The 17,600-nt window shown below is 56.4% G+C and carries 12 protein-coding genes; 10 read left to right on the top strand and 2 right to left on the bottom strand.

The genetic code is table 11. The annotated features are described in order from the left end of the window. Nucleotides 1–13 precede the first annotated feature (13 nt). The 4 genes from E2F51_RS05480 to gntU all read left to right on the top strand — a co-directional run bounded on the left by E2F51_RS05480 (nucleotide 14) and on the right by gntU (nucleotide 3,933). A complete protein-coding gene (locus tag E2F51_RS05480; RefSeq protein ID WP_013204231.1) occupies nucleotides 14–709 on the top strand; it encodes a pirin family protein in 696 nt (231 codons plus the stop codon). A 96-nt stretch (nucleotides 710–805) separates the two neighbouring features. After that, nucleotides 806–1,801, top strand: coding sequence for a gluconate operon transcriptional repressor GntR (gene gntR, locus E2F51_RS05475; protein ID WP_013204230.1), 996 nt, complete (start codon nucleotides 806–808; stop codon nucleotides 1,799–1,801). A 247-nt stretch (nucleotides 1,802–2,048) separates the two neighbouring features. After that, complete coding sequence (gene gntK / locus E2F51_RS05470) at nucleotides 2,049–2,582, top strand: gluconokinase (protein WP_134822922.1); 534 nt, start codon at nucleotides 2,049–2,051, stop codon at nucleotides 2,580–2,582. Between the two features lie 10 nt (nucleotides 2,583–2,592). Then, on the top strand, nucleotides 2,593–3,933 hold the full coding sequence (gntU, locus tag E2F51_RS05465) for a gluconate transporter (protein WP_013204228.1): 1,341 nt from the start codon (nucleotides 2,593–2,595) through the stop codon (nucleotides 3,931–3,933). Nucleotides 3,934–3,979: 46 nt separating this feature from the next. On the opposite strand, the gene E2F51_RS05460 is transcribed toward gntU, so the two are convergent. Then, nucleotides 3,980–4,573 carry a YhgN family NAAT transporter gene (locus tag E2F51_RS05460; protein WP_013204227.1) on the bottom strand — a complete coding sequence of 198 codons (594 nt, stop codon included), beginning with the start codon at nucleotides 4,571–4,573 and terminating at the stop codon, nucleotides 3,980–3,982. A gap of 275 nt (nucleotides 4,574–4,848) precedes the next feature. On the opposite strand from E2F51_RS05460, the gene asd reads away from it, so the two are divergent. The 6 genes from asd to glgP all read left to right on the top strand — a co-directional run bounded on the left by asd (nucleotide 4,849) and on the right by glgP (nucleotide 15,808). Beyond that, complete coding sequence (asd, locus tag E2F51_RS05455; protein ID WP_053141499.1) at nucleotides 4,849–5,958, top strand: aspartate-semialdehyde dehydrogenase; 1,110 nt, start codon at nucleotides 4,849–4,851, stop codon at nucleotides 5,956–5,958. A 405-nt stretch (nucleotides 5,959–6,363) separates the two neighbouring features. Beyond that, on the top strand, nucleotides 6,364–8,547 hold the full coding sequence (gene glgB / locus E2F51_RS05450; RefSeq protein WP_013204225.1) for a 1,4-alpha-glucan branching enzyme: 2,184 nt from the start codon (nucleotides 6,364–6,366) through the stop codon (nucleotides 8,545–8,547). After that, nucleotides 8,547–10,532 carry a glycogen debranching protein GlgX gene (gene glgX, locus E2F51_RS23940; protein WP_209215480.1) on the top strand — a complete coding sequence of 662 codons (1,986 nt, stop codon included), beginning with the start codon at nucleotides 8,547–8,549 and terminating at the stop codon, nucleotides 10,530–10,532. Before glgB ends, glgX begins: the two co-directional genes overlap by 1 nt. 12 nt (nucleotides 10,533–10,544) lie before the next feature. Further along, nucleotides 10,545–11,834: a glucose-1-phosphate adenylyltransferase gene (glgC, locus tag E2F51_RS23935; protein WP_013204223.1), complete on the top strand. Its 1,290-nt coding sequence runs from the start codon at nucleotides 10,545–10,547 to the stop codon at nucleotides 11,832–11,834. Between the two features lie 73 nt (nucleotides 11,835–11,907). Beyond that, nucleotides 11,908–13,341, top strand: coding sequence for a glycogen synthase GlgA (gene glgA, locus E2F51_RS05440; protein WP_013204222.1), 1,434 nt, complete (start codon nucleotides 11,908–11,910; stop codon nucleotides 13,339–13,341). A gap of 19 nt (nucleotides 13,342–13,360) precedes the next feature. Then, nucleotides 13,361–15,808, top strand: a complete 2,448-nt coding sequence (glgP, locus tag E2F51_RS05435) for a glycogen phosphorylase (RefSeq protein ID WP_013204221.1) — start codon at nucleotides 13,361–13,363, stop codon at nucleotides 15,806–15,808. A 77-nt stretch (nucleotides 15,809–15,885) separates the two neighbouring features. Here glgP and glpD read toward each other — a convergent pair whose 3' ends face one another. Continuing rightward, nucleotides 15,886–17,394 (bottom strand): glycerol-3-phosphate dehydrogenase, encoded by a 1,509-nt coding sequence (glpD, locus tag E2F51_RS05430; RefSeq protein WP_134822921.1) that lies wholly within the window; start codon nucleotides 17,392–17,394, stop codon nucleotides 15,886–15,888. Nucleotides 17,395–17,600: the final 206 nt, after the last annotated feature.

Below are 17,600 nucleotides of genomic sequence, written 5' to 3'. Positions count from 1 at the left end.
AGGAGGATTGAACATGATTTACCTACGCAAAGCACAAGATCGCGGTCACGCTAACCACGGTTGGCTGGACAGCTACCACACATTTTCTTTCGCCAGCTATCATGACGCCAACTTTATGGGCTTCTCGGCGCTGCGGGTGATTAACGAAGATGTGATCGACGGTGGACAGGGTTTTGGGACCCATCCGCATAAAGACATGGAAATCCTGACTTACGTGCTGTCCGGTACGGTTGAGCACGAAGACAGCATGGGCAACAAAGAGCAGATCCCGGCGGGTGAGTTCCAGATTATGAGCGCCGGTACCGGTGTGCGTCACTCTGAGTACAACGCCAGCAAAGAGGTGCCGCTGCACCTGTATCAGATCTGGATTATCCCGGAAAAAACCGGCATCGAGCCGCGCTATGCTCAGCGCCGCTTCGATGACGTGCAGGGCCGCCAGCTGGTGCTGTCTCCCGATGCTCGTGACGGTTCGCTGAAAGTGTTCCAGGATATGACGCTCTCGCGTTGGGCGTTGAAGCAGGGCGAACAGGGCGCTGTGGAAATTGAAGCCGGACGCCGTATCTGGATCCAGGTGGTGAAAGGGGATGTCACCGTCAACGGTGAAAAAGCCTCCACCAGCGATGCGTTTGCGGTCTGGGACGAAGCGGCTCTGGCGATTGAAGCCGGTAGCGATGCCGAAATCCTGCTGTTCGATCTGCCTGCTGTTTAAGTCCGTCACACTTTGGGTGCGGTTTACCGCACCCTTCACCGTTTCCCTTTCAATTTTGTTACACTCTCTTCATCTCTCCCCTGACCCTTTACAATAATGAAGAAGAAAAGACCGGTATTACAGGATGTTGCCGATCGTGTGGGCATCACCAAAATGACCGTCAGCCGCTATCTGCGTAATCCCGATCAGGTTTCTGTTGCCTTACAGAGCCGGATTGCCGAGGCGCTGGATGAGCTGGGTTACATCCCCAATAAAGCCCCCGATATTTTGTCTAATTCCACCAGTCGCGCCATTGGCGTGCTGCTTCCCTCGCTGACCAACCAGGTGTTCGCCGATGTGCTGCGCGGCATTGAAGCGGTAACCGATGCGGCGGGCTACCAGACCATGCTGGGCCATTTCGGCTACAGTGCGGAAAAAGAAGAGCTGCAAATCCGCTCGTTGCTGGCCTGGAACATTGATGGCCTGATCCTCACCGAACGCACCCACACCGCCGCCAGCCTGCGGATGCTGGAAACCGCCGGTATCCCGGTGCTGGAAATGATGGATTCGGTGTCGCCTTGCCTGGATATGGCGGTCGGCTTCGATAACGTCGAAGCCGCGCGGCAAATGACCCATGCCATTCTGCAGAAAGGCCATCGCCGTACGGTGTACCTTGGCGCCCGCCTGGATGAGCGTACCTTGCTTAAGCAGCAGGGCTACGAGAAGGCGATGCGGGAAGCCGGCCTGGAGCCGCGCAGCATCATGATGGAAGAGGCGTCCTCTTTCTCGATGGGCGCAACCCTGCTGAAGGAAGCCCAGCGCCGCTATCCCGACACCGACAGCCTGTTTTGTACCAACGATGACCTGGCGGTCGGTGCGATGTTTGAATGCCAGCGTCAGGGATTGCGGGTGCCTCAGGAAATGGCGATTGCCGGTTTTCACGGCCATGATATTACTCAGGTGGTAACACCTGAACTGGCAACGGTGGTGACACCGCGTGAAAAAATGGGTCGTGAATCTGCCGCACTGCTGCTGTCCAGCATCCGCGGTGAGTTGCGCGACGCCAAACAGGTGAATGTCGGCTTTACCATTTCGGAAGGTGGCAGTATCTGACGGCCGGGCGGATTTTTCCACTGCGTGTGGGCGACAGGGTTTGCTGCCCGCGCGCTGTGGATGAAAGTTGTCCCTTTGTGCCGCCATCACTCTGAAACTGTCATTTTTTTGAGCTACTTCACATTTACCAGCTTTTTCCTCCCCAGCTGTTGCCTTAGCGGACGGCCGTCCAGACAATGTTACCGATAACAAATTGGGCTGACCCAGAACGGCCATCTCCATAGACTTCTCTGCCGGAGCATAAATAATGAAAACATCCCCTTCGTCCAATCACGTGTTCGTGTTGATGGGCGTATCCGGAAGCGGCAAATCAGCTGTTGCCAACGCCGTTGCACACCAGTTGAAGGCGGCGTTCCTTGACGGGGATTTTCTTCATCCTCGCGCCAACATCGAGAAAATGTCTGAAGGCCATCCGCTCAATGATGATGACCGTAAACCCTGGCTGGAAGCGATTAACGATGCGGCGTTCGCCATGCAGCGCACCAACGACATCTCGCTGATTGTCTGCTCGGCGCTGAAAAAGAGTTATCGCGACATCCTGCGCAAAGGCAACGACAACCTGTCCTTCGTCTATCTGCAGGGCGATTTCGACACCATCGAATCCCGTCTGCGCGCGCGCAAAGGGCACTTCTTCAAGCCGCAAATGCTGGTCACCCAGTTTTCCACGCTGGAAGAGCCGGGCACTGATGAGCGCGATGTGCTGGGCGTGGACATTAATCAGACGCTGGATGAGGTTGTGGCTGCGACCATTACCACTATCGAAGGCGCGATAAAAAAATAAGTTGGATGTAATGGCTACTGCAACACTGGTTTTGACCGCAGCGGGTTCTGTTTTACTGCTGCTGTTCCTGGTGATGAAAGCGCGTATGCACGCCTTTGTCGCTCTGATGTTAGTTTCTGTCGGGGCCGGGATCTTCTCCGGTATGCCGCTCGATAAAATTGCGGACACCATGCAGAAAGGCATGGGTGGCACGCTGGGCTTCCTCGCGATTGTGGTTGCGCTGGGGGCAATGTTCGGCAAAATTCTGCATGAAACGGGCGCGGTCGATCAGATCGCCATCAAGATGCTGAAGACCTTTGGCCAGAGCCGCGCGCACTATGCGATGGGCGTGGCCGGTTTAATCTGCGCGCTGCCGCTGTTCTTTGAAGTGGCGATCGTGCTGCTGATAAGCATTGCCTTTGCCGTGGCGCGTCGGACTAACGACAACCTGGTGAAGCTGGTCATTCCGCTGTTTGCCGGCGTGGCGGCGTCCGCGGCCTTCCTGATCCCCGGCCCAGCGCCGATGCTGCTGGCCTCGCAAATGCACGTCGACTTTGGCTGGATGATCCTGCTGGGCGTGTGCGCGGCGATCCCAAGCATGCTGATTGCCGGTCCGCTGTTCGGTAACTTTATCAGCCGTCACGTGACCTTCACGCTGCCCACCGAAACCACCCATCCGGACTTTGATGAGAGCAAGCTGCCCTCGTTTGGCTTCAGCCTGTCGCTGATCCTGTTCCCGCTGGTGCTGGTGGGACTGAAAACCATTGGTGCCCGCTTTACCGATCCCGGCACGCGTCTGTACGAGTGGCTGGAGTTCATTGGCCATCCGTTTATCGCCATTCTGCTGGCGTGCCTGGTGGCGATTTATGGTTTGGCGTACCGTCAGGGGATGGATAAAGAGCGGGTGATGCAGATTTGCGGCAGCGCGCTGCAACCTGCCGGGATTATCCTGCTGGTGATTGGTGCCGGTGGCGTGTTCAAGCAGGTGCTGGTGGATTCGGGCGTCGGCCCGGCGCTGGGTAACGCGCTGACCGGCGCGGGTCTGCCGGTTGCGCTGGCGTGCTTTATTCTGGCCGGTGCGGTGCGCATCATTCAGGGTTCAGCAACGGTTGCCTGCCTGACCACGGTTGGCCTGATTATGCCGGTGATTGAGCCGCTGCATTATTCAGGCGCGCAGATGGCAGCGCTGTCGATCTGTATCGCCGGGGGTTCGATTATCTTCAGCCACGTCAACGACGCCGGTTTCTGGTTATTCGGCCGCTTTACCGGCGCAACGGAAGCCCAGACGCTGAAAACCTGGACGATGATGGAAACCATTCTGGGGACCGTCGGTGCTATCGTCGGCATGATTGCCTTCGAGCTGCTGTCCTGATGGGCAGCTGAATAGCAGAAGGGCGCTCAGTGAGCGCCCTTTTTGTTTAAATCTTCAGATAGGCCCGGATGCCATCGAGGAACATCTGGGTCGCCAGCATAATCAGAATCAAGCCCATCAGCCTTTCCAGCGCGTTAACGCCTTTCTCCCCCAGCAGCCGTAAAAATACGCCGGACATCAGCAGGATAAATACCGTTGCGCCCCAGGCAATCATCAGTGCGCCGACCAAATGCGTCATCTGATCGGGATACTGATGCGACAGCAGCATCAGGGTGGCCAGCAGCGACGGGCCTGCCACCAGCGGAATGGCCAGCGGCACCAGGAAGGGTTCTTCGCCGGCAGGCAATCCGCTGCTGCTACTTTCATGGGAAGGGAAGATCATTTTAATGGCGATCAGAAAAAGAATGATGCCGCCGGAAATCGACACGGTTTCCGTGCGCAGATTCAGGAAGGCGAGGATTTTCTCGCCGGCAAACAGAAACAGCAGCATGATCACCAGCGCGATCAGCATTTCGCGAATCAACACCACCCGTCGACGTTTAGGCTCCAGATGCTTCAAAACCGACATAAAAATCGGCAAATTGCCCAGCGGATCCATAATAAGCAACAATAATATCGTTGCTGAGATCATTTCAGTCATCGTATCCATCTCTGTTAAGCGCCGTTAGCGGCCAATACCCTGCATTTTCCAGCCGACAGGTCTGGCGCTATCCGCCTGCCCGTTTGCTGAATTATTACGGGTATATTAGCGATATTGCTAAAAATTTGCCGATAATCGATTTAATTCACTTGCCACTTTTGCAGCATTTTGTAAGGTGTTAACCATACTTCTTTCTTATAACTTTAACAGGTCAGGTCTACTCTCCCCCCGCCATTGACTGGCCGGGCAAGCCAGTGGTCTGCAGCAGGTGCATCATGAAATCAGTAGGACTTATCGGTTGGCGTGGCATGGTTGGTTCCGTTCTTATGCAGCGCATGGTAGAAGAACGTGACTTCGACGTGATCCGCCCGGTCTTTTTCTCGACTTCTCAGCACGGCCAGCCGGCCCCTGAGTTTGGCGGGCAGTCTGCCGGAACCTTGCAGGATGCCTTCAATATCGAGGCGCTGAAAGCCCTGGATATTATTATTACCTGTCAGGGTGGCGACTATACCACTGAAATCTATCCAAAACTGCGTGCTGCCGGCTGGCAGGGTTACTGGATTGATGCCGCTTCCACCCTGCGTATGAACGACGATGCGCTGATTATCCTTGATCCGGTCAACCATAACGTTATCCATCAGGGCCTGGACAAAGGCATCAAAACCTTCGCCGGCGGTAACTGTACCGTCAGCCTGATGCTGATGTCGCTGGGTGGCCTGTTTGCTAACAACCTGGTGGAGTGGGCTTCAGTGGCCACCTATCAGGCGGCCTCCGGCGGCGGCGCACGCCATATGCGTGAACTGCTGACGCAGATGGGCATGCTGCATGACCACGTGGCGAAAGAGCTGCAGAACCCGGCCTCCGCAATCCTCGACATCGAGCGTAAAGTGACCGAGATGGGCCGCAGCGGCGTGCTGCCGACCGATAACTTTGGTGTACCCCTGGCTGGCAGCCTGATCCCGTGGATCGACAAGCAGCTGGAAAATGGTCAGAGCCGCGAAGAGTGGAAGGGCCAGGCCGAAACCAACAAAATTCTGCAACCAGCCAGCGTGATCCCGGTCGACGGACTGTGCGTTCGCGTTGGGGCGCTGCGCTGCCACAGCCAGGCCTTCACGCTGAAGCTGAAAAAAGACGTGCCGCTGCAAGAAGTGGAGCAGCTGCTGGCTTCCCATAACGACTGGGTCCACGTGGTGCCAAACGACCGCGAGCTGACCATGCGTGAGCTGACGCCTGCTGCGGTGACCGGCACGCTGAAAACGCCGGTAGGGCGTCTGCGTAAGCTGAATATGGGGCCGGAATATCTGTCTGCCTTCACCGTCGGCGATCAGCTACTGTGGGGTGCCGCTGAGCCGCTGCGTCGCATGCTGCGTCTGCTGGTTGGCTAAGCCTTAAACGCCGCGTTACCTACACCCCGTTCGCCTCTGGCAGCGGGGTGTTTTATTTGCAATCCGCCTCCTGCTGCGCTTTCCCTCCCGCGTTTTCCGACTTGTCCGTCACCAATCTCCGAAAGTTTGATCTGAAAGGCATATTTTTATGTTTTCGGTGCTGGCTTTAGCCGCGCCCTGGCTATGCTTAAAAATATCATTGAAACATAACGGGCCGGGACTGCTTGCGGGACACGGCCCGAAACGCTTTACCTTATCTGATGAAGTTGTCGCACGCTGCGGCGGTTTTCGCACTGGATGGCTACCTTTCCGGTCAGCGTGCTTTTGGTTCAATAAAGAGCAGAGCATTCGTTGCCTTTTCGCGGTAACAAGAGATTGCCTGCCAACCATCAAGGGAAGAAAGTCATGTCCGAGCTTACGGATCGTCGGCTTATTAATGAATTAATTTCCGGCCACTATGCAGACCCATTTTCGTTCCTTGGTATGCATCAGACCGAGAGCGGCCTCGAAGTACGGGCAATGCTGCCTGATGCAACCGAAGTCTGGGTGATTGAAACCAATACCGGGCGCAAATGCGCTCAGCTTGAATGTCTGGACTCCCGTGGTTTCTTCCACGGTGTGGTTCCGCGACGTAAAAACCCCTTCCGCTACCAGCTGGCAGTCACCTGGCATGGTCAGCAAAACCTGATTGATGATGCCTACCGCTTTGGCCCCTTGCTGGCGGAGATGGATAGCTGGCTGTTGGCCGAAGGCACGCACCTTCGCCCGTACGAAACCATGGGCGCCCATGCGGACGTGATTGATGGCGTTATCGGCACGCGCTTCTCCGTCTGGGCGCCGAATGCCCAGCGCGTCTCGGTAGTGGGTGATTTCAACTTCTGGGATGGCCGTCGCCATCCGATGCGTTTTCGCCAGGAGATTGGCGTCTGGGAGCTGTTTGTTCCCGGTGCGATCCACGGGCAGCTGTATAAATTCGAAATTATCGATCTGCACGGTCAGCTGCGGCTGAAGGCCGATCCCTATGCATTTGAAGCGCAGATGCGGCCGGACAGTGCCTCGATGATTTGCGGGATACCCCCGAAAACCGAGATGCCGGAGGCCCGTCGTCGCGCCAATGATTTTGACCAACCGATCTCGATTTATGAGGTGCATCTGGGGTCATGGCGTCGGCACACCGATAACAATTTCTGGCTGAGCTACAAAGAGCTGGCCGAACAGCTGGTGCCCTATGCCAAAGAGATGGGCTTCACCCACCTTGAGCTGATGCCGATTAACGAACATCCGTTCGATGGCAGTTGGGGCTATCAGCCGACCGGCATGTACGCGCCAACCCGGCGTTTTGGTACCCGTGATGACTTCCGCAACTTCGTTGCCGCAGCGCATGAAGCCGGACTTAACGTGCTGCTCGACTGGGTGCCGGGCCATTTCCCTTCCGATGACTTTGCCCTGGCCAAGTTTGATGGCACCGAGCTGTACGAGCACGGCGATCCGCGCGAAGGCTACCATCAGGACTGGAACACGCTGATTTACAACTTCGGCCGCCGCGAGGTCAGCAATTATCTGGCGGGCAACGCCCTGTACTGGATTGAGCGCTTCGGCATTGACGGGCTGCGCGTCGATGCGGTGGCGTCAATGATCTACCGCGATTACAGCCGTGCCGAAGGGGAATGGGTGCCTAACCACCTGGGCGGCAGAGAGAATCTGGAAGCTATCGCCTTCCTGCGCTACACCAACCGCACGCTGGGCTCCGCCGCACCGGGTTCGGTGACGGTGGCCGAAGAGTCGACCGATTTCCCTGGCGTCTCACGTCCGCCGGAAATGGGCGGTCTGGGCTTCTGGTACAAGTGGAATCTGGGCTGGATGCACGACACGCTGGATTATATGAAGCTGGATCCGGTGCATCGCAAGCATCACCACAACAACCTGACCTTTGGCATGCTCTATAACTCCACCGAAAACTTTGTGCTGCCGCTGTCGCACGATGAGGTGGTTCACGGCAAGAAATCGATTCTGGACCGCATGCCGGGCGATGCCTGGCAAAAATTCGCCAACCTGCGTGCTTACTACGGCTGGATGTTCGGCTTCCCCGGCAAAAAGCTGCTGTTTATGGGCAACGAGTTTGCACAGGGCAAAGAGTGGAACCATGACGTCAGCCTCGACTGGCATCTGCTGGAAGGGCACGACAACTGGCATAACGGCGTGCAGCGGCTGGTACGCGATTTAAACCACACTTATCGCGCGCATCCCGCGCTCTATCAGCTCGACTTCGACCCGATGGGCTTCGAATGGCTGGTGGTGGATGATTTCGAAAACTCGGTGTTTGTCTTTGTGCGCCGCGATCGCGAGGGCAACGAGCTGATGGTTGTCAGCAACTTTACGCCGGTCACCCGTGAGAACTACCGCTTTGGCGTCACCGGCGCGGGCAGTTGGCGGGAAGTGCTCAACACCGACTCCAGCCATTATCACGGCAGCAATGCCGGTAATCAGGGCGCAATCCACAGCGATCCGCAGCCCAGCCACAATCGTGAACACTCGGTGAGCATGACCTTGCCGCCGCTGTCCACCGTCTGGCTGGCGAGGGAGGCGTGATGAGCCCCGTGCTTCCTGGCAAAGCCACGCCTTCCGGCGCTGATTACGACGGCAAAGGCGTGAACTTTACGCTGTTCTCACAGCATGCAGAGCGCGTGGTGCTCTGTCTGTTTGACGAGCAGGGCCAGGAAACACGCGTGGATTTACCGGGACATACCGGCGATATCTGGCATGGCTATCTGCCGGCGATAAAACCCGGCCAGCGCTATGGCTACCGGGTGTATGGCCCCTGGCAGCCCGACGCCGGACACCGCTTCAATCCCAACAAATTACTGGTCGATCCCTGTGCCCGCGAAGTGGAAGGCGAAGTCACCGACGACCCGCGTTTCCAGTGCGGTGAAACGGAGATGAATTGCGAAGACAGCGCGGCAGTGGCGCCAAAAAGCGTGGTGTTGGCCAATGATTTTGACTGGGAAGATGACCAGCCACCGCGCGTGCCCTGGGGCTCGACCGTCATTTATGAAGCACACGTTCGTGGGCTGACCAAGCGCCATCCGGATATTCCTGCGGAGATCCAGGGTACCTATGCGGCGCTGGGCCATCCGGTGATGATCAGCTATTTCAAGCGCCTCGGCATCACCAGCCTGGAGCTGTTACCGGTGGCGTATTTTGCTCACGAGCCGCGTTTGCTGCGCCTTGGGCTGACCAATTATTGGGGCTACAACCCGCTGGCGCCTTATGCACTGGATGCGCGTTATGCCTCCGGCGTTAACGGGGTGCATCCGCGCGATGAGTTCCAGCAGGCGGTGAAGGCGCTGCATGCGGCGGGCATCGAAGTGATCCTCGACGTGGTGTTTAACCACACCGCCGAGCTGGAAGAGACCGGCCCGACGCTGTCCAAACGCGGTGTCGATAATAAAAGCTATTACTGGCTCGACGATCAGGGTGGCTACCAGAACTGGACCGGCTGTGGCAACACGCTGAACATCAGCCATCCGAAAGTGATGAACTGGACGCTGGACTGCCTGCGTTACTGGGTGGAGGAGTGCCACGTCGATGGCTTCCGCTTCGATCTCGCCACCATCTTAGGCCGTACGCCGGAATACCAGCGCGATGCGGAGATGTTCCAGGCGATCCAGGCCGATCCCCTGTTATCGGCCTGCAAGCTGATTGCTGAGCCCTGGGATATCGGGCCTGGCGGTTACCAGGTGGGGAACTTCCCGCCGCCGTTTGCCGAATGGAATGACCATTTCCGCGACGTTGTGCGCCGTTACTGGCTGTATGGCGACATCTCCAATGGCGAGTTGGTGAAGCGTTTTGCTGCGTCCAGCGACGTGTTCCAACAGCCTGGGCGATTGCCGTCGGCCAGCATCAATCTGATCACCGCCCATGACGGTTTCACCCTGTGCGATGTGGTTTGCTACAACGACAAACATAACGAAGCCAACGGTGAAGATAACCGCGATGGCAACAACAGCAATTTCAGCCACAACCACGGTGTGGAAGGGCTGAACGCGCCGTTGCTGGTGGCTGAACATCGCCGCCGCAGCGTGCACGCCATGCTGACCACGCTGTTACTGGCGCAAGGCACACCGATGCTGTTAGCGGGTGACGAGCACAGCCACAGCCAGCACGGCAACAATAACGCCTACTGTCAGGATAACGAGTTGACCTGGCTTAACTGGGAAAACAATGACAGCGGGCTGTTTAACTTCACTGCCGCCTTAATCCATCTGCGCAGCAAGATCCCTGCGCTGCAGAGCGATAGCTGGTGGCAGGAAGGGGATGGAAACGTTGAGTGGCTGGGACCCACGGGTCAGCCGTTGAGCGTTGAGGAGTGGCGAAACGGGGCGCATCGTCTGCAAATTCGCCTGTCTCAGAACTGGTTAATTACGTTTAACGCCACCGAAGAAGTGTGCGATTTACAACTGCCTCAAGGGGAATGGCATGCCATACCACCCTTCGCCGGGGATGATAACCCGATCCTTATAACTGTCTGGCATGGACCAACCCACGGTGTGTGCGTGTTCCAAAAGCAATCATAACAGGAGTCAGACATGATCAAATTAGAGAAGAACGATCCCCTGATGCTGGCAAGACAATTGCCGACACAAACTGTAGCCCTCATCCTTGCCGGTGGACGCGGTACCCGGTTGAAAGATCTCACCGCGAAACGTGCAAAACCTGCTGTCCACTTCGGCGGCAAATTTCGCATTATCGACTTTGCGCTGTCGAACTGCCTGAACTCCGGGATCCGGCGGATCGCGGTGATCACCCAGTATCAATCCCACACGCTGGTGCAGCATATCCAGCGTGGCTGGTCTTTCCTCAACGAGGAGATGAACGAGTTTGTCGACCTGCTGCCTGCGCAGCAACGTCAGGCCACGGAACACTGGTATCGCGGGACGGCGGATGCGGTCACGCAGAACCTCGATATCATTCGCCGTTATCAGGCGAAGTACATCGTGATCCTCGCGGGTGATCATATCTACAAAATGGATTATTCGCGGATGCTGCTGGACCATGTGGAAAATGATGCCAAATGCACCATTGCCTGTCTGCCTGTGCCGATCGAAGAAGCCAGCGCGTTCGGCGTCATGGCGGTTAACGATGAAAGCCGGGTAGTGGAATTCCTCGAAAAACCGGCCGATCCGCCGCATATGCCGGGCGATAAAACGCAGGCGCTGGCCAGCATGGGGATCTATGCGTTTACCGCAGACTATCTCTATGAGTTGCTGGAAGAAGACCTTAAAAATCCCGAATCCAATCATGACTTTGGTAAAGACATTCTGCCGCAGATTGTCTCCACCGGTGAGGCGCTGGCGCACTCCTTCAGCATCTCCTGCGTGCAAAGTGATGAGACCGCGCCGCCTTACTGGCGCGATGTGGGAACTCTGGAAGCTTACTGGAAAGCCAACCTCGATCTGGCCTCGGTGACGCCAGAGTTAGATATGTATGACCGCGACTGGCCGATCCGCACCCATATGGAGCCGCTTCCCCCGGCGAAATTTGTGCAGGATCGCTCAGGCAGTCACGGTATGACCATGAATTCGCTGGTGTCGGGCGGGTGCATTATTTCCGGCTCGGTGGTGGTGAATTCGGTGCTGTTCTCCCGCGTTCGAATCAACTCTTTCTGCAATATCGAATCCTCAGTTCTCTCGCCGGATGTGGTCGTGGGGCGATCCTGTCGCCTGCGCCGCTGTGTGATTGACCGAGCCTGCGAGCTGCCGGAGGGTACGGTAATCGGTGAAAATCCCGATGACGATGCGCGGCGTTTTTACCGTTCCGAAGAGGGGATCGTACTGGTGACGCGATCCATGCTGGCCAAATTGGGCTGGCGCAGTTAACTAAGAAGCAGTTCAGTCTGGGCAAGGTTTTTGATGCGGAGGACCGCGTCAGCACACCGTAAAGGAGCCGATAATGCAGGTTTTACATGTCTGTTCAGAAATTTTCCCGCTGCTTAAAACCGGCGGGCTTGCTGATGTTGTTGGGGCATTACCGGCGGCGCAAATTGCAGAAGGCATTGATACCAGAGTCCTGCTTCCAGGCTTCCCTGATTTAAAGAAAGGGATCCCGGACACAGAGGTCGTGGCAAGGCTGCAAACGTTCGCGGGCTACGTGGAGCTGCTCTATGGGCAGTTTGATGGCGTAGGGATTTACCTGATAGATGCGCCGGGTTTGTATGACAGACCCGGCAGCCCTTATCACGACGAGTCACAGTTCGCGTATACGGATAACTATCTCCGCTTTGCGCTGCTGGGCTGGATTGGCTGTGAACTGGCCTGTGGGCTGGATCCTTACTGGCGACCTGAGGTGGTCCATGCGCATGACTGGCATGCCGGGCTAACCTGCGCCTATCTGGCGGCTCGTGGCCGTCCAGCAAAATCGGTATTTACTGTCCATAATCTGGCGTATCAGGGATTGTTTGCCGCCAAGCATATGGATGACATCCAGCTACCCTGGTCATTCTTTAACATGTTCGGGCTGGAGTTCTTCGGGCAGATTTCTTACCTGAAGGCCGGCCTGTTTTATGCTGACCATATTACCGCCGTCAGTCCTACGTACGCCCGGGAGATCACCCTGCCGGAGTATGGTTACGGCATGGAAGATCTGCTGAAGCAGCGACAGCTTGAGGGCCGGCTGACCGGGATCCTCAACGGGGTCGATCCGGCCATCTGGGACCCGGCGCAAGACCTGCTGCTCAACGCGCGCTATAACCGCGATGTGCTGGATGCCAAGGTCGAGAACAAACGCCAGCTGCAGATCACCATGGGCCTGAAGATTGATGACAAGGTCCCGGTCTTTGCGGTGGTCAGCCGGCTGACCAAACAGAAAGGATTGGATCTGGTGCTGGAAGCCTTGCCTGGCCTGCTGGAGCAGGGCGGACAGCTGGTATTACTGGGCGCCGGAGATGCCGTACTGCAACAAGGATTTCTTGCGGCGGCGGCCGAATATCCGGGCCAGGTGGGTGTACAGATTGGCTATCATGAAGCATTCTCCCACCGCATTATGGGCGGTGCCGACGTGATTATGGTCCCGAGCCGTTTTGAACCCTGTGGACTGACCCAGCTGTACGGCCTGAAATACGGCACCTTACCGCTGGTCCGGCGCACCGGTGGACTGGCGGATACGGTCAATGACAGTTCGCTGGAAAACCTCGCCGATGGCATGGCCAGCGGATTTGTTTTTGAGGACAGCAATGCCTGGTCTTTACTGAGGGCTATCCGCCGTGCTTTTGTACTGTGGTCCCGTCCTTCACTTTGGCGCTACGTGCAGCGTCAGGCGATGGGGATGGATTTTAGCTGGCAGGTGGCCGCTGTGGCCTACCGCGATCTCTATCAACGACTGTTGTAATGGCTATGGGAATTTTGATATGAACGCACCTTTCACCTATACCGCTCCCACGCTCAGCGTCGATGCGCTGAAGCACTCGATTGCCTATAAATTGATGTTTACCATCGGTAAAGATCCCTCGATTGCCAACAAGCATGAATGGCTGAATGCCACGCTGCTGGCGGTCAGGGATCGGATGGTTGAGCGTTGGCTGCGTTCCAACCGTGCGCAGCTTTCCCAGGATGTGCGGCAGGTGTATTACCTGTCGATGGAGTTTCTGGTAGGCAGAACCCTTTCCAACGCGCTGCTGGCGATGGGCATGTACGATGATGCTCAGGCCGCGCTGGAGGAGATGGGCTTCAATCTGGAAGACCTGATTGAAGAAGAGAGCGATCCGGGTTTGGGGAACGGTGGTTTAGGCCGACTGGCTGCGTGCTTCCTGGATTCCCTTGCCACGTTAGGATTGCCTGGCCGCGGCTATGGCATTCGCTACGACTACGGCATGTTCAAGCAAAATATCATTGATGGTCGCCAGGCCGAGTCCCCGGACTACTGGCTGGAATACGGTAATCCCTGGGAGTTCCAGCGCTTTAACACCCGCTACAAAGTGCGCTTCGGCGGACGTATCCAGCTGGAAGGCAGCCGATCGCGCTGGCTGGAAACCGAAGAAGTGCAGGCGATGGCCTACGACCAGATTATCCCGGGCTATGACACCGATGCCACTAACACCCTGCGCCTGTGGTCAGCGCAGGCCAGTAATGAAATCAATCTGGGGAAATTCAACCAGGGCGATTACTTTGCGGCGGTCGAAGATAAGAACCATTCGGAAAACGTGTCCCGCGTGCTCTATCCCGATGACTCGACCTATTCTGGCCGGGAACTGCGGCTGCGTCAGGAGTATTTCCTTGTCTCGGCCACGGTGCAGGATATCCTCAGCCGCCACTGGCGGATGCATCAAACCTTCGATAACCTCGCCGACAAGATTGCCATTCACCTGAATGACACTCACCCGGTGCTGGCGATCCCGGAACTGATGCGCCTGCTGATCGATGAGCATAAGTTCAGCTGGGATGATGCGTTTGAAGTCACCTGTCAGGTGTTCTCCTATACCAACCACACGCTGATGACCGAAGCGCTGGAGACCTGGCCGGTCGATATGATCGGCAAGATCCTGCCGCGCCATCTGCAAATCATCTTTGATATTAACGATTATTTCCTGAAAACCATTCAGGATTACTACCCGGACGACTGGGATCTGCAGTCACGCATTTCGATCATTGATGAGAACAACGGCCGAAAAATTCGTATGGCCTGGCTGGCGGTCGTGGTCAGCCACAAGGTGAACGGCGTTTCTGAGCTGCACTCCAATCTGATGGTGCAGTCGCTGTTTGCGGATTTTGCCGCGCTGTTCCCTGGCCGTTTCTGCAATAAAACCAACGGCGTGACCCCGCGTCGCTGGCTGGCGCTGGCGAATCCTGAACTTTCCGGGGTGCTGGATGAGGCGATTGGCCGCACCTGGCGTACCGAGCTGAGCCAGCTGGATGAGCTGAAGCAGCATATCGATTACCCCAGCTTCCTGGCGCAGATCAGCGATGCCAAGCTGCACAACAAAAAGCGGCTGGCCGACTATATTGCGCAGAAAATGGGGGTGGTTATCGATCCGCACGCGCTGTTTGACGTGCAGATCAAGCGCATCCACGAATATAAGCGTCAGCTGCTGAACGTACTGCATGTGATCACCCGCTATAACCGCATCAAAGAGGATCCTGATGCTGACTGGGTGCCGCGCGTTAATATCTTTGCCGGTAAGGCTGCCTCGGCTTACTACACCGCGAAGCATATCATCCACCTGATCAACGATGTGGCGAAGGTCATTAACAACGATCCGCTGGTGAGAAACCGGCTGAAGGTGGTTTTTGTGCCTAACTACAGCGTCAGTCTGGCGCAGATCATCATTCCGGCGGCAGATCTCTCGGAACAGATTTCACTGGCGGGGACCGAAGCGTCCGGCACCAGTAATATGAAATTTGCGCTGAACGGCGCGCTGACCATCGGCACGCTGGATGGTGCCAATGTCGAGATGCTGGAGCACGTGGGCGAGGAGAATATGTTTATCTTCGGTAACACTACGCCGCAGGTCGAAGCGCTGCGCAAGAATGGCTATAGCGCGCACAAGATTTACGAGCAGGATGCGGAACTGCATCAGGCGCTGACGCAAATCGCCACCGGCACCTTCAGTCCTCAGGAACCGGGCCGCTACCGTAATCTGTTCGATTCGCTGGTCAATCTGGGCGACCATTACCAGCTGCTGGCCGACTATCGCAGCTATGTTGATACCCAGGATAAGGTGGATGCGCTTTATCGTCACCCGGATGAGTGGACCCGCAAGGCGCTGCTGAACATCGCCAATATGGGCTACTTCTCTTCGGACCGGACGATCCAGGAATACGCTGACGAGATTTGGGGGATCAAACCGGTACGGTTATAATCCCGCGCGTTAAAAGCAGAAATGCAAAAGGGGCAGAATAATCATTCTGCCCCTTTTCTTTACGTCGACGGGATGAATCAGGAAGCCAGTGACAGCGCCGGTTTCTTCGCGTGCTGAGCCAGCCATTCGCCAACGCGGGCGCGTTGCTCATCGTTCAGCCACATACCGATTTTGGTCCTGCGCCACAGGGCATCATCCTGCTCACGCACCCACTCATTTTCCACCAGATAACGCAGTTCGGCTTCATAGAAGTGGTGACCAAACAGCTCGCCCAACTCTTCCAGGCTGGTCGCGCCGCTTAACAGCTTCTCGGTATTGCTACCGTAAGTCCGGGCGTAGTGACGGGCCATCCCTTCAGTAATGAACGGATAACGGCGACGCAGGCTGGCGGCGTAATCTTCACGCGTACCGGCAATATCTCCGCCTGGTAGCACGCAGGTTTTGGTCCAGGCTGGACCCGCTTTCGGATAGTACTTCGACAATTTCTCCATCGCGTGCTCAGCCAGCTTACGGTAAGTGGTGAGCTTGCCACCAAAGACAGAGAGCAACGGTGCCTGGCCGTTATCATCGCGCACGTCGAGCGTGTAATCGCGGGTGATCGCCTGCGGTGAATCAGATTCGTCATCGCACAGTGGACGCACGCCGGAGTAAGACCAGACGATATCCTCTTTGCTCAGCGACTTCTTAAAGTGGCCGTTGAACACTTTCAGCAGGTATTCGGTCTCGTTGTCGTCGATATGGACGTTTTTCGGATCGCCTTTGTATTCCACGTCGGTGGTGCCGATGATCGAGAATTCGTCCCTCCACGGGATCACAAACACGATACGGTTATCTTCGTTCTGCAGAATGTAAGCCTGTTTCTGCGTATGCACGCGTGGCACCACGATGTGGCTGCCCTTGATCAGGCGAATACCGTATGGCGATTTCAGCTTCAGGCCATCATCAAACAGCTGCTTAACCCATGGGCCAGCGGCATTGACCAGACCTTTGGCACGCCAGGTGAAGGTTTTGCCGCTGTCGATATCTTCGGCTTCAACCCTCCACAGGCCATTTTCACGCCATGCGCGGGTCACTTTGGTGCGGGTGCGGACTTCGCCACCGCGCTTCTCAACTTCCTGCGCATTCAGCACAACCAGGCGCGCATCGTCCACCCAGCAGTCGGAATATTCGAAACCGCGCACGATTTCAGGCTTCAGTACCGAATCTGAGCCAAAACGCAAGCTTTTGCTGCCCGGCAGGCTGGTGCGTTTGCCCAGATGGTCATACATAAACAGACCGATGCGGATCATCCACGCCGGACGCAGATGCGGACGGTGCGGCAGACGGAAACGCATTGGGAAAGCGATGTGCGGTGCCATCTTCAACAGCACTTCACGTTCTGCCAGCGCTTCGCTGACCAGACGGAATTCGTAATGCTCCAGGTAGCGCAGGCCACCGTGGATAAGTTTGGAGCTGGCGGAAGAGGTCGCGCAGGCCAAATCTTGCGCTTCCAGCATCAGCACAGACAGGCCGCGTCCTGCAGCATCAGCCGCAATGCCAGCGCCGTTGATGCCGCCGCCGATTACGATCAAATCTTTGGTTTCCACGTCATCTTCCCCCGATGTTCGGAATAGTTCTTAAATGTTCGTTTTCGAGCATTATAATAATCGTATTCGCACATTGATGCCAGCGTTAACCGAATAAAAACATTTATGCGTGATGCAGGTAACATAATTGAGCAAAGAAAAGCCGCTTAACCCTGCAACATATCGGGTTATTCCAGGCAACCTTCGCGTTACAATAAGGCTGATTT

It is taken from the genome of Erwinia sp. QL-Z3, from assembly GCF_004551645.1.
In the GTDB taxonomy this organism is placed as follows: domain Bacteria; phylum Pseudomonadota; class Gammaproteobacteria; order Enterobacterales; family Enterobacteriaceae; genus Erwinia; species Erwinia billingiae.
The sequence above is the reverse complement of the archived record's forward strand: the minus strand, read 5'-3'. Positions and strand labels throughout refer to the sequence as shown.

Coding starts and splice junctions, on each gene's coding strand:
- E2F51_RS05480 (WP_013204231.1), top strand. CDS start 14: ATGATTTACCTACGCAAAGCACAAGATCGCGGTCACGCTAACCACGGT.
- gntR (WP_013204230.1), top strand. CDS start 806: ATGAAGAAGAAAAGACCGGTATTACAGGATGTTGCCGATCGTGTGGGC.
- gntK (WP_134822922.1), top strand. CDS start 2,049: ATGAAAACATCCCCTTCGTCCAATCACGTGTTCGTGTTGATGGGCGTA.
- gntU (WP_013204228.1), top strand. CDS start 2,593: ATGGCTACTGCAACACTGGTTTTGACCGCAGCGGGTTCTGTTTTACTG.
- E2F51_RS05460 (WP_013204227.1), bottom strand. CDS start 4,573: ATGACTGAAATGATCTCAGCAACGATATTATTGTTGCTTATTATGGAT.
- asd (WP_053141499.1), top strand. CDS start 4,849: ATGAAATCAGTAGGACTTATCGGTTGGCGTGGCATGGTTGGTTCCGTT.
- glgB (WP_013204225.1), top strand. CDS start 6,364: ATGTCCGAGCTTACGGATCGTCGGCTTATTAATGAATTAATTTCCGGC.
- glgX (WP_209215480.1), top strand. CDS start 8,547: ATGAGCCCCGTGCTTCCTGGCAAAGCCACGCCTTCCGGCGCTGATTAC.
- glgC (WP_013204223.1), top strand. CDS start 10,545: ATGATCAAATTAGAGAAGAACGATCCCCTGATGCTGGCAAGACAATTG.
- glgA (WP_013204222.1), top strand. CDS start 11,908: ATGCAGGTTTTACATGTCTGTTCAGAAATTTTCCCGCTGCTTAAAACC.
- glgP (WP_013204221.1), top strand. CDS start 13,361: ATGAACGCACCTTTCACCTATACCGCTCCCACGCTCAGCGTCGATGCG.